Annotated in this window: 8 protein-coding genes, 5 pseudogenes and 1 other annotated feature; of the genes and pseudogenes, 2 read left to right on the forward strand and 11 right to left on the reverse strand. The window is 58.7% G+C overall.

Going from position 1 to position 12675, the window contains the following annotated elements; translation table 11 throughout:
• Positions 1–151 precede the first annotated feature (151 nt).
• The 9 genes and pseudogenes from EI171_RS38325 to EI171_RS38365 form a co-directional block, all read right to left on the reverse strand.
• A pseudogene (locus tag EI171_RS38325) lies at positions 152–430 on the reverse strand (IS3 family transposase); the annotation flags it as partial.
• Between the two features lie 113 nt (positions 431–543).
• Positions 544–1296: an IS5 family transposase gene (locus tag EI171_RS38330; protein WP_161536354.1), complete on the reverse strand. Its 753-nt coding sequence runs from the start codon at positions 1294–1296 to the stop codon at positions 544–546.
• A gap of 7 nt (positions 1297–1303) precedes the next feature.
• A pseudogene (locus tag EI171_RS38335) lies at positions 1304–2475 on the reverse strand (IS30 family transposase).
• A 244-nt stretch (positions 2476–2719) separates the two neighbouring features.
• Positions 2720–3346 (reverse strand): annotated as a pseudogene (locus tag EI171_RS38340) (IS3 family transposase); the annotation flags it as partial.
• Positions 3347–4714, reverse strand: coding sequence for an IS110 family transposase (locus EI171_RS38345; RefSeq protein WP_161536355.1), 1368 nt, complete (start codon positions 4712–4714; stop codon positions 3347–3349).
• Positions 4715–4929: 215 nt separating this feature from the next.
• Positions 4930–5202, reverse strand: a pseudogene (locus EI171_RS38350) (transposase); the annotation flags it as partial.
• Positions 5203–5713: 511 nt separating this feature from the next.
• Positions 5714–6945 (reverse strand): IS3 family transposase gene (locus EI171_RS38355; RefSeq protein ID WP_246740238.1). Its coding sequence is split into 2 segments (ribosomal slippage): positions 5714–6654 and positions 6654–6945, totalling 1233 coding nucleotides; the frame shifts between segments, so codons are not numbered across the junction.
• Positions 6545–6661, reverse strand: a sequence feature (AL1L pseudoknot). It overlaps the preceding gene by 117 nt.
• Before the next feature lie 229 nt (positions 6946–7174).
• The gene (locus EI171_RS38360) at positions 7175–8161 is read right to left on the reverse strand and encodes a GTP pyrophosphokinase family protein (RefSeq protein WP_161536356.1); all 987 of its coding nucleotides are present in this window, start codon (positions 8159–8161) and stop codon (positions 7175–7177) included.
• Positions 8161–9240 carry a nucleoid-associated protein gene (locus tag EI171_RS38365; RefSeq protein ID WP_161536357.1) on the reverse strand — a complete coding sequence of 360 codons (1080 nt, stop codon included), beginning with the start codon at positions 9238–9240 and terminating at the stop codon, positions 8161–8163. Before EI171_RS38365 ends, EI171_RS38360 begins: the two co-directional genes overlap by 1 nt.
• 384 nt (positions 9241–9624) lie before the next feature.
• Here EI171_RS38365 and EI171_RS38370 point away from each other — a divergent pair, with 384 nt between their 5' ends.
• Both EI171_RS38370 and EI171_RS38375 read left to right on the forward strand, forming a co-directional pair.
• On the forward strand, positions 9625–9852 hold the full coding sequence (locus EI171_RS38370) for a type II toxin-antitoxin system Y4mF family antitoxin (protein WP_161536358.1): 228 nt from the start codon (positions 9625–9627) through the stop codon (positions 9850–9852).
• Positions 9849–11108 carry a HipA domain-containing protein gene (locus tag EI171_RS38375; RefSeq protein WP_161536359.1) on the forward strand — a complete coding sequence of 420 codons (1260 nt, stop codon included), beginning with the start codon at positions 9849–9851 and terminating at the stop codon, positions 11106–11108. The genes EI171_RS38370 and EI171_RS38375 overlap by 4 nt, the downstream gene beginning before the upstream one ends.
• A 185-nt stretch (positions 11109–11293) precedes the next feature.
• On the opposite strand, the gene EI171_RS38380 is transcribed toward EI171_RS38375, so the two are convergent.
• Positions 11294–11812 (reverse strand): hypothetical protein, encoded by a 519-nt coding sequence (locus EI171_RS38380; RefSeq protein WP_161536360.1) that lies wholly within the window; start codon positions 11810–11812, stop codon positions 11294–11296.
• A gap of 400 nt (positions 11813–12212) precedes the next feature.
• Positions 12213–12560 (reverse strand): annotated as a pseudogene (locus tag EI171_RS46865) (N-formylglutamate amidohydrolase); the annotation flags it as partial.
• Positions 12561–12675 lie beyond the last annotated feature (115 nt).

The following is a 12675-nucleotide window of genomic DNA, read 5'->3' on the forward strand; positions in this document are numbered from 1 at the left end:
AATCTTCTTCCGATGGGCCATAAAAATAGTCGTTGGAGATATACCAGCGCCCGGAAGATCGCGGACCGTAGATATAGCTATTGTTGATGTAGTACTGGCCACTGTTGCGCGGCCCGTAAATTGAGCTGCTGCCGGTTTGATGGACACCCGGTTAAGCTAATCCCACCTTGCGCTCGAACTCAACCGGGCTGAGATAGCCGATGGTCGAGTGCCTGCGGGTCGTGTTGTAAAATCGTTCGATGTAGTCGAACACATCGGCGCGTGCCTCGTCTCTGGTTCGATAAATCTTGTTGGCCGTACGCTCGGTCTTGAGCGAGGAGAAGAAGCTCTCCATCGCCGCGTTGTCCCAGACGTTGCCGGAGCGGCTCATGCTGCAAACGATGCCGTGGTCGGCCATCAGGCGCTGGAACTGCTCGTTGGTGTACTGGGCGGATTCAAACGGTCGTCGCAACACCAGTTGTTTTCACTCATGACAGCAATTCGTCAAGCGCCTCCGCCGGGGTTTTCCAGCCTAGAACCTATCTCAAAATTGTCGAAACAGGATCACAGGCAAGCGAGCTGGATGAAGCCGAGGAAGTTTTGCGGATAGAACTCCCAGCGGACCAGCAGGCGCCGCCGCCACTGTATCCAGGCGAAGAAGCGTTCGACTAGCCAACGCCGAGTATAACGACGGAGCCTGCGGCCGTCCTGGGTGAGCGACCTCACTCGGTTTGAACGATGTGGCGCGATCATCTCGATGCCTTGTGACCGCAGTTCATCGTCGAGCGCATCGCTGTCATAGGCGCGGTCGCCGATCAGGTTCTCTGGCTTGGCCTCGATCATGTAGAAGTCGAAGCAGAGCTGTACCAAGCGCACTTCGTGATGGTTCGCGGCATGCGTGCTCACTGAAAGCGGCAAACCGTGGCGATCCACAATCGCCATGATTTTTAAGCCCTTTCCGCGCCTCGTTGGGCCGATCTCTGCACCGCCGCCTTTGGCCATCGCAAAGGTCGCGTCGATGAAACACTCCTCTTCGTCGAGCAAGCCTTTCTCGCGAAGTTCGTTGGCGATATCGGTCAGAACGCGTCGCAACACTTCATTGCGACACCAGTTCTGAAAGCGACGATGTACGGTCTTATAGTTCGGATAGCACTGCGGCAGCATGTGCCACTGCGCGCCCGTGTTCAAAATCCAAAGAGCGGCTTCGAGAACTTGACGCGTCGCAATCGGCTTCCGGCCCGGCCGGCCGTCGGCAAGGTGCTCTTCCGGAAAGTGTTGCCGGATGCGCTCCCATTGCTCGTCCGTCAGCCGAATCATCTTTCCTTTATAGCCGATCGACGCTGATCTTCAATTTTGAGATAGGTTCTAGTGTCTTTCTCGGTCGGGCATTGAGGGCCGCTGCCACAGCGGATATCTCGTCGGCGCTGTGGATGCTCAGGTCTGTGCCTCTCGGGAAGTACTGCCGCAGCAATCCGTTGGTGTTCTCGTTAGTGCCGCGCTGCCAAGGGCTTTGCGGGTCGCAGAAGTAGACCTGGATACCCGCATCGATCTTGAGACGATCGTGCTGTGCCATTTCGGCTCCCTGATCCCAGGTTAGCGAGCGGCGCAGCTCTTCGGGCAAAGTGATGATGGTGCGCGTGATCGCGTCGCGCACGGCTTCGGCCCCATGTCCCGCGAGGGCGGGCCCGTTCTTCGCGCGCGGAGCTTCGCCATGCCCCGCCAACCGTGGAAGGTGCAAGAGCATCGTGAAGCGCGTCGTGCGCTCGACCAGCGTGCCGATTGCCGAGCTGCCAAGACCGAGGATAAGATCTCCCTCCCAATGTCCCGGCACGGCTCGATCGGCCGCTTCAGCGGGGCGCTCACTGATCATGATCTCTGGCGAGACAAAGCCCTTGCCTCGCCTGCGTACGCGCGCTCTTGGCGTCCGTAACACACGCCCTGTTCGCAAGCAGGCCGTCAGCTCGCGGCGTAGCGCCCCACGGCCCTGAACGAAGAGGGCTTGATAGATAGCTTCGTGGCTGATGCGCATCGTCTTGTCGTCCGGGAAGTCGATCGGCAAGCGTCGGGCAATCTGCTCAGGGCTCCAGGCTTTGGCCCATCGCCGATCCTTGCCGGCCCATGCCGGCGGCCCTTCCACGGAACGGCGGGACCAGGAACGGGAGTGCCGCTCGGAGCCACGACGACACCGGCAAGTCGCTCTTCCACATAAGTGCGCAAGGTGGTGTTGAGCGCAAGCTTGGTCAGCTTCGGACGACAGGCCGATCGATCTGCATGCCACTGGGCAGTCGTCGCCCGGTATTCCAACCCGCCGCTGCGGGTGGCCGCATTGCGCCGCAGTTCACGGGAGATTGTCGAGGCAGCCCGCGCGAGGCGGCGCCCAATCTCCTGTATGGAATGACCCTGCACCTTGAGGAGTGCGATCTCCTCGCGCTCTACCAATGAGAGGTACCGCCCAGAGAGCGGCTTGGCCGAAGATCTGAACATCGCTGGTGGCATGCCCCCCGCCTTTCGGAACCATCTGGTACCGACAGGTTGCGACACTCCTGCTTCGAGCGCAGCCTCTTCGCTGCTCAGCCCGCTGGCGATCGCCCGCCAGAATTTATTCTGTTCGTCGCGCCCTGCAGCAGACGGCCGCCCTGGCGATGGCAATGGCGCTCGTCCTGATCGTGCCGATCGCCGCTTTCGAATGTTCACCGCAACCTCCAACCTCGGAGTGTTGCGACGACCGCTTGAATCCGCCCTGACTGCCCTGGTCGGAGTGATGCAACAGCGCATCCGGCTTGCCGCGTCGCCAGACGGCCATCAACAATGCGTCCGTCACGAGTTGTGCCGTCATGGCCGCACTCATCGACCAGCCCACCACGCGACGTGAGAACAGGTCGATCACCGCTGCGACATAGAGCCAGCCTTCGGCCGTCCAGAGATAGGTGAAGTCGGCGATCCATTTCTGGTTGGGACGCTCGGCGGCGAACTGCCGGTCAAGGAGGTTCGCCGGTACGGTCTCGAGCTGTCGATCGCCGTCATCCTTCGGCAAGCGCCGGCGTCGCGGCCGCGCCCGCAAGCCTTGCAGGCGCATCAGCCGCTCAATCCGGTGCAGGCCGCAATCCGCCCCGTCGGCGAGCAGGTCACGCCACACCCGGCGTGCGCCATAAGTGCGGTCGCTGGCGACGAAGCTGGCCTTGACCTTGCCGCCGAGCTCCTCGTCGCTGCGGGATCTGGCGCTGGGAGAGCGGTTCAGCCAGGCATGGAAGCCCGACCGCGACACTCCCAGCGCATCGCATAGCCATGCCACCGGCCAGATCGTCCGGTGCTTCGCGACGAAGGCGAACTTCATGTCGCTTCCTTCGCGAAGTAGGCTGCGGCCTTCCTAAGAAACAACCATCTCAGCGTCACACGGAACAGCTTGCAAAACAAAGCCCAGTGACTTGGCGCGCCGCTTCAGATTGGCGAGGACACGGCTGCGATATTGTTCCTCATAGTGGTCCGCACCCGGATCCCTGTAGGTCATGCCGTGCCTGAGGGTGTTGTAGAATAGGACCGCAATTTTGCGGGCGGTCGCCGTCACGGCCTTTGCCTTGCCCGCACGAGAGGACAGCCGTCGATAGAATGCTCCGAGCGCCGTATCGCTCCGCCCGATAGTCGTGGCCGCCAGCCGTAACAACGCCGCTGCTCGACTGGACGATCTCCGCGTGCGCGAAGAGAGCAGCTTGCCGCCGGAGATTTTGTTCCCCGGTGCCAGGCACAGCCAGGAGGTGAAGTGCTTGGCGGTCGGCCATGCCCTGAGATCAGTGCCGCATTCGCCAATGAGCTTTAGCGCAAGTGAGGGACCCAACCCATGGATCTCGGTCAGATCGACGCCGAGGACACCGTATAGCGCGGCCCTGACATCGAACGACGGCGTGTTGACCTGCTTGGTTTTCACCCGCGGCCTGGATAGCTTGCCGACCGGCTTGATCCCTCTGTCAGTCAGCGCCGCTATCAAAGATTCCAGCTTGCGGTCGCAGTCGAGCATCTTGGCCTGGTAGGTGTCGTAGAGCTCCAACGACTGGGTCAGCGCGAAGACATGTTCGTCCCGATCGTTGCCGACCAGTGCGGCGCGGATCGTCTCGACGGAGGAATGGCAGCGAACATCGCGATAGGTCGCCAACACGTCGGGATTGCGCTCGCCCGCGACAATAGCTCGGATAATTCGCATCCCGGTCGCGCCGGTAATGTCGGAGACAACGTGATGAAGTTGCAGGTTCATCTCCATCAGGGCTTTTTGCATATGCTGGATATGGGCGGCTGCGTATTCCACGAGTCGCTCCCGCTGACGCAGATAGGCGCGCAGGGTTGCGATCTCGCCATCTGGGCGGAAGCTCCCGCGTAACAGACCGTAAGAATGGAGCTGGCGCAGCCATGCGGCATCGCTGACATCTGTCTTGCGCCCAGGCACGTTCTTGGCATAACGCGCATTGACGAGAATGACCTCGAACCCGCGCTGCTCGAGAATCTCGTAGGCCGGGATCCAATAGACCCCGGTGGATTCCATCGCCACACTGGTCACGCCACATGCCTTGAACCAGTCCGCGATATCGTTCAGGTCCTGCGTAAATGTGCCAAACGCGCGCACCGGTGCGTCGGTGCAGGTCGGGTCGACCGCTGCCATGTGCATTTTTGATCCAATGTCGATGGCGGCCGCACCAACATTGACCGGCTTCAATTCCGGGCGATTGCCGGTCGTCGTCTTGGACATCACAATCCTCCGTCAAAATATGAACGGGAGGGTCTGGGCTATGCCAATCGTCATCTTCCTAATCGGGATCGCCGCCGAAGCGGCGTCACCACTCTCAAGTTCGCATGCGCCCATGGACCACGTTTTTTAACGGGGACTAACCTCCAATAAGCCGACGGCCGCCACCCTCCGCAAGGTGAGGATAGCACGGGCAGTTTCTACCGCGCGCAGGCGGGCAACGGCCCGCGATAGTTTTTTAGGATATCCCGCTCGGCCTTCAGCTTGGCGACCTCGCGGCGCAGCCGCTCGATCTCTTGCTGCTCGGGCTTCATCTGCCCATGGCCGGGAAAGGCCTGCACCGGGTCAGAGCCGAACTCCTTCACCCATTTGCGCAGTACGTTCTCATGAACCCCCAGGTCGCGGCCGGCTTGCGCCACGGACACCCCGCGCTCCCTGACAAGCTTGACCGCTTCGATCTTGAACTCTCGGCTGAACTTCCGTCTCTGCATGACCAACCTCCGGCTTGATAAAACACCCAATCTCGGTGTCCATCAAACCGGCAGCAGCTCAAATGTAGTTGTTGCGGGAACTGACCGCCGTTTGTCGGTCCATAGATGTAGCCATTCTTAATGTAGAATTTTCCGCTTCCGCCCATTCGCGAGCCTCGCCACTCTTAAGTCGGTTTGCGTTGCAGCCTGTCGGGCGTTGTCGGTCTCATCCTGCGCCCGGCGGCCGAGCAAAAGGAGAATCTACGCCCCAAGAGCGCAACACAAGTATCCTCTATAGGCAGCAAATATTACAACATGATTCTGAACCTCCGCGTTCCTGCTTAGCTTTGTCTGTGTTCAGCGATGCGGGTAGCGATAGCGACGCAGAGACGATCTGGTGCAGTGAGTTTTAGGACTGAAGACGTTGTGGCGAAAAGCGCCGGTGGCAATTTCCACTCAAGGTCGATCTTGAGCCAGGACAGTGATGCCCTTGTGAACCGCCCCGGGTTTGCCGGAGGCCATTTGGTTTAAGTTATGCCGCCATGGCGGGTTGTTCCAGCATGGCGTAGTAGCGTTGCTCTGCTTCGGCCGGCGGTATGTTGCCGATGGGCTCAAGGAGCCTTCGGTTGTTGAACCAATCGACCCATTCCAGGGTAGCGAACTCGACGGCTTCGAAGCTGCGCCATGGCCCACGCCGATGTATCACCTCGGCCTTGTAGAGACCGTTGATGGTTTCGGCGAGAGCATTGTCATAGGAATCTCCAACGCTGCCGACGGAGGGCTCCACGCCTGCTTCAGCCAGGCGCTCGGTATATTTGATCGAGACGTATTGGCTACCCCTGTCGCTATGGTGCACGAGGCCGCCGCGATGGACCGGCCGTCGATCGTGCAGTGCCTGCTCCAGAGCATCGAGCACGAAGCCTGCATGCGCCGTGCGCGAGGCTCGCCAGCCCACGATCCTGCGGGCATAGGCGTCGATCACAAAGGCGACGTAGACAAAGCCGGTCCAGGTCGCGACATAGGTGAAGTCGGAGAGCCAGAGAACGTTCGGCCTTGTCGCCTTGAACTGGCGGTTGACGTGATCCAGCGGGCATGGCGCAGCCTTGTCGCTGATCGTAGTCTTGACGGATTTGCCGCGGATCACCCCTTGCAAACCCATGTCCCGCATCAATCGCGAGACTGTGCAACGGGCAACATCGAAGCCTTCGCGCTTGAGCTGACGCCACACCTTGCGCGCGCCATAGACGGAGAAGTTCTCCTCGAACACACGCCGAACCTCGATCTTCAGCCTGGCATCCTGCTTGGCGCGTACCGACAACTTGGCCGGATCGCGCCGCTTGGCCACATGGGCGTGGTAGGTCGAGGGGGCGATCGGCAACACCTTGCAGATCGGCTCGACCCCATGCGCCCCACGATGATCGTCGATGAAGGCGATCATGGCTTGGACCGGCGGTCGAGCTCCGCCATCGCAAAATAGGCGCTTGCCTTGCGCAGGATCTCGTTGGCCTGCCGAAGCTCGCGGTTCTCCCGTTCGAGCGCCTTCAGCTTCTCGGCCATCTCGGTTGGAACGCCGGCCCGCTGCCCGCTATCGACCTCGGCCTTCTTGACCCAGTCATGCAGCGTCTGCGGCGTGCAGCCGATCTTGGCCGCGATCGACGTCACTGCCGCCCAGCGCGACGGGTGCTCGCCGGCGTGATCCAGAACCATCCGAACCGCTCGGGTCCGGACCTCGGCTGAAAACTTGTTCGTTGTCTTGCTCGTCATGGCTCCATCCTCTCAGGAGTTGGAGCCTCCGGCAAACCCGGGGCGGTTCACTTGAAAGATCACAGCGATCTTTGCAGTGCTGAGAAAGCACGATGAAAAAGTGAGGCAGCTGTTGACCGGCTCGGTCGAACTCTTGTTGTCGTGAACGCGTCTGCGCCGGCCGGCAACAGGAAATCGTCGGAGGTGCAACGGCACTCCAGTCCTGAGTGCGCGCTGATCCACGCGATCACTATGAACTAGCGAGAGAGTGACCTAAGTCTGAATAGATGTGAGCAAGCGCTTTATCCGGAAGGGGCGCATCCCGCTTCGACATAGCTGGAAAATTCGAAACACAGAAATACACAAGAAGAATAGCCGACAATCGATAGGTGACCAACTCCTTGCGCCGCTGCAGAATGATCTCGCGCAAGAAACTCTTCTCAGACCACCATTTCCTAAGCTCGCTTTCAAAGCTCTCGCTGACCAGTTTGGCGTAGTGATCGACCAATAACGACTGCAGCGCCCCCTCACTGGACTCAACACCGAGCCATTCCGAGTAGCAGGTATCGAGAAGCCGGGATATTTCCTTCGACTTAGCCAGCGCCTCCTCAATCTCGTCATTGACCGCGGTGAAGTAGTCGCTTGTCGCTTCAATGAGCGCCATGCTCTTGGCGGCGGCGCGCTTCAATGCCGGGGAAGCTTGGACATTCGGCTTGTAGATGGTGTCGTGCGTGAGCTCACTATAGGCGTGTTGTAACAGTGTCCGTACCTGGACCTCACAGGGCAAGTCAGCCCAAATCTCAACCTCCTCAAATCGGAATGGCAAGCGCGATCTGAGTATGTAGTGCACCGACTGATAATCAAACTCATATGGCCGCGCTTTCTGCTCTTGCAGGTAGTCGCGCGCCTTCTCGGCTATCCAGTCGTCGATAGACAAAATGGCCTCTTGCACTTTGTCCACGTCATTTGCCAACAGGACGACGAAGCGAAGTCCGACCTTGTCTTCGATTTCGCTATATGGGTCCTGATAGCCTTTCTCGCGGTAAAAGGCCTTTTGAAGTAGTGAGTCGTCCTGCTTGGTGCGCGCTTTGACTGGGATCTTCAGGAACGCCTCAAGTGAGAGCGGCGAAACAGTAGCTTCGATTGCTCCACAAAGCCTTTGCGCGACGAATTTGCCCCAAGCCGTATAGGCTGGAAGCTCCTTGCGCCAGCGGTCCAAAAACTCTGCTTCTGTCACTATCGCTCGTCTGTCATTGAGTGACGGATTGTCACACGGGTCCAGGTATCTGAGCCTTCTCCCCCGAAATCTGATGCGGCTCCTGTCTCGATCACGACATCATGCGAATTTAGAGCATCGGTAGAAACGGAAAGCTCAATTTCTGCTCCGAAACGAAATCGCCGCCTGCGCAATCGTTGTCCCATCTGTGTGATGTCGCGGACGATGGCGCGGGACGGGAATCTGTTTGCCTCCATGAAAGCTCGGTAAGCATCACGTGCATCGGCGGGCAGATACTGCGTTGCGTATTCATTGCTACTGAAAGTATTTGCCGTCTCTGTCTTCACGAACGTATGCAGAGCATCCACAAGATCCTGCTTCTGGTCCCGCGAAAAACCGGATCGTCGAACGAAGTCCTTAGTGAGATCAAAAAATCGAGTGGTTTCGTAGGCTCCGTCTTCCATGAGGCCGCAGCCAAGGAACGCATCGTAGAAGTAGAGCGCAGCCGCCTCGCGATGACTTTTCGAGATATTGGTGTCGAACACATATGCATCCCAGCCATTTGGAGGAGCGAGTCCCGCCGAGGTTTCAACGAACATGCCGATTTTGTATAGTCGCTGAGTGGGTGTGAGGAACAAATCATCCAGGAATTCAGTGAATGTCGCATCGCGGCTTCTATACCGCCGGAATCCCGAGTGTTTCTCAGCCTTGATGACGCCGACGTACCTCCGGTTTCCTGCGCCTACTGTGCCGTCAAAAACAAGAACAACCCCGCCGGGGATGGACTGCGAGAGCTGCACATCGGCGAGCCGATCGGGCACTCGTCTCGAAATGGAAAGAAAATCAGTGTCGGCGGCGGCGACCAACTCCTGCACGTCGTACAGGTGGGAGCCTGGTCCATGCCGAATGATCCGCATCTGTAGGCTCTTCTGTTCTGCAGCTAGCGCTGCGGTCACTCGCTGCCGGAATTCAGCAATGGCGTCGACGTGAAGCTGCTCAAGAGCCTCGGCGTAGGATGGCTGCTTGCGCCTGCGGTCAGCCTCACGTTCGAAAACCTCGTGAATCGAAATTCGTTTGACGTTCAAATTTTCAAAAATCATGACCTCATCCCCTGGTTAGGACTGCAACCAGAAGATGAAAGATCCGTCAATGTCCGGCCGAGATGAATAGAACATATCAAGAACTGGCGTCAAGCACTTTCGTGCTCACTATCATTCCTGGTGCCGCATAGTTCACGTGGGAAGCTATATTGCTGGTACTCAAACTATTTTTTGTGCGGAGTTGCTTCATTTCCGAGCTTTTTCCTCGTTATGCCTTTGTGACGACAGGAAGGGTCCAGAACCCCACCAAAAGAGCCTCCAAGAACGTCCCGTTCGGGACTATGTTATTTTATTGGCCATCAGTTTCGGCAGAAACGTCCCGATCGGTTCTTTTTCATGTAATTCGGCCCGGAACCTACTATTATCGCCCCGATAGGGATGATTATGCCGAAGATAACTACCAGCAAAACCCTCGGAAATCTGATCCGAGATGAACGCAAGGACCAAGGCCTAACGCAGGAACAGCTTGCGGGCCTGACCGGGGTCGGCGTGCGTTTCGTGCGCGAATTGGAAGCCGGAAAAGAGAGCTGTCAGCTCGGTCGCGCGCTTCAGGTCGCGGCCGCATTGGGTCTCACCGTTTCAGTCAACAGCCGTCGGGAGACGCCCCGATGAACCATCTGCTGGATGTCTATTTCGGCAGCGTTAAGGCCGGCATCCTCAACCAGGATGATGCCGGGATGCTCAGCTACAGCTATGACACCGGCTACCTTGCCGGTGGGGCAGCTCGGGCAATCTCCTTTTCCATGCCGCTACAGGAGGCCCCCCACCCGGATCGCATTGTCCGTCCCTTCTTTTCAGGCCTTTTGCCCGATGAGGGCGCCCGGCAACGTCTGGCTGGTGCGCTGGGGATCTCGGCAGGAAATGCCTTCGGTCTCCTTGAGGTGATTGGTGGGGAATGCGCAGGCGCCTTGTCACTCTATCCAGCCGGTCAGGCACCTCCCTCCTCCGATGACGACGGTGTCGAAGTGCTCACTCCTGCCCGGCTCGAAGAAATTCTGGGCAAACTCCGCGAGCGCCCCCTCCTCGGCGGAGAGGAGGGCGTGCGGCTGTCGCTCGCCGGAGTGCAGGACAAGCTCGCCGTTTGTCTTGAGGGAGAGAGAATTGGACTCGCCAAGGGCGGGCGGCCGACCACGCACATTCTGAAGCCCTTCATTCAGGCGCTGGAGGGAAGCGTCGAGAATGAACTCTTCTGTCTGCGCCTAGCTGCGCTCCTGACGCTGCCTGTGCCTGACGTCCAGATGCGACGGCAGGGGGCCATTTCATATCTTCTAGTCGAGCGCTACGACCGTTCGAGAGACAACGATGGCACCATCTCGCGCCTGCATCAGGAGGATTTCTGCCAGGCGTTGAGCGTTCCTCCAGAGCTCAAGTACGAGGAGGAAGGAGGACCTGGGACCGAGCGTTCACTAGACCTCATCGGTCGCGCCACAGCACGCCCGGCAGCCGACCGGTTGAGCTTCATCCGCATGCTGATCTTTCACTATCTGGTCGGCAATGCCGACGCGCATGGGAAGAACTATGCTCTGCTTTACCGAGGCGAGGTGCCGGACCTCGCCCCGCTCTATGACGTCGTCTGCACAGCAGCTTACCAGCGCTTGGCAAAGAAGCTCGCCATGGCCATTGGCGGGCGTTCGGTTCCGGATACGATCCAGTTGCAGCACTGGCTGACACTCGTTCCCGCAACACGCGGGGCACAGCGTTTGCTCATCAAGGATATCAAGGAATCGGCAGACCGGATCAGAAGCGCGGCCGACGGCCTCCTGACGGAGCTGGAAGAGGCAGGCGTCACCCACGCGATTCTCAAGACGATCCGGACCGTCATTGAGACCCGCGCCTCTCATTTGCTTCGAATTACGGAGAAGGCGTGAGAAAGCGGATTTATACGATCATTGACTGGGAATAGCGCATCAATAACGATGTTGATTCTGCGCAGGTCTTCATTTCCGCGCGGGCTTTAGGCGCACAGAGCCATCAAGCGAGCCATGGTCAGGGGCTCGCAAGGCCGGGAGCGGCGCAACTACGAAAGCAGTCGACGACAAGGTCGTCGTCTGTATCAACGCGGGTCGGCACCTGGCTCCGGGATCAGCGGCGCGCCCCGGATCGAGATTGGCCCTTCTGGTTTAGACGGTTGGACTACTCTCTTCGCGGGCTTCAAAGCGGAGTGGACGGCCGGCAGAGAAGGAGCCTGGGGCACAGGGGCAGGAACCGGCAAATTCTGCAAAGATTCGATCTTCGCCGTGAGCGCCTCGATCTGGCCCGCCATCCGTTTCAAATCGGCTTGCTGCGCACCGATGTTGCGACTGAGCTCTGCGATCTCATCGCTCGCCTTCTGTTGTCCTGATCGTATCTGGAAGAGAGCTTCCCTATCCTCAGGTGACAAGCCTGCGATCGGAACAGGCTCACGCGCCGATGACGTCGCGAAAACTGTCTCGATGTTCGTCCAATAATAGGCTGCCCCGGCGCACAGACCAAAGGAGATGATCACGAGCGCGAGAATCCAAGAAAAGCGCCTTGGGGATTTGTGCAAGACGGGCGGCAACTCCGAGGCGTTCGCTTGATCAATCACATCCATCTCAGCTTGCCATTCCCATTCATCGGCCTTTCTCGTTGACGTGATAACTCGCAACGGTCAAGAGCTGCGGTGAGGCGCGGGTGCTGACCGCAATTTCCCCGGCAATTTCGCTATCGCCGTGTCAGCAATCGCGTTGCGATGTCGGGATTGGAGGTCAGCACCTTTCGTCACGCAGTTGCAGGTGAAGCGTTCTTCTAGATTCGGCACCATCGATCAACCATCTCCGTGAGCGCACCGCGAAGCGGGGTTTCAAAAACTGGAGCCGCGCGTTATCGATTTCTGGCCGGACAGGGTCATCGATACGACCGCAATCCATATAGGTTGTGTAGCGCAGTTCGATCTGCAACGCCTCGGTCGAAGCGCTGTAGTGTTTCCTGATGACATAGCCGCCGGCAAACGGTTAATTGGAAACTGCCCGGAAGCCCTGTCGCTCGAACGCGGTCGCGGGGATCGCTGTTGTGGCCGGTTGACATGACGCGCCCCGCAAGTCGCCGATGCATACATCGTCTTCGATGGGCCCGTAAAACGCGTGCAGATCGAGAAGCAGGACGCGCCCGCACGGTTTTCGGAGACGGCCGATGATGTGAGATAGCGCCTGGTGATAAGGTAAGTGGTACTCGGCCAATCTTTGCGAAAGAGTCCTTGGGTCCGGCCGCTCCTGATAAATCGATGTCATGTCGAACATAGACTCGGAAATCACAGCGTCCTGGAAAGGACCAAATAGCAGCCCTACCGGATCTCGATTTAAATCGGCAACGTATCAACTGTGTGTGTGTCGCCGCGATGCTTGTGATTCCCAGATCTGGCAGGAAGTCGTAGACCTCTGGAAGATGCCAATCGGTATTTCTTAGCCATGTTCGGTG

The organism is Bradyrhizobium sp. LCT2, from assembly GCF_009931255.1.
Classification (GTDB): Bacteria; Pseudomonadota; Alphaproteobacteria; order Rhizobiales; family Xanthobacteraceae; genus Bradyrhizobium; species Bradyrhizobium diazoefficiens.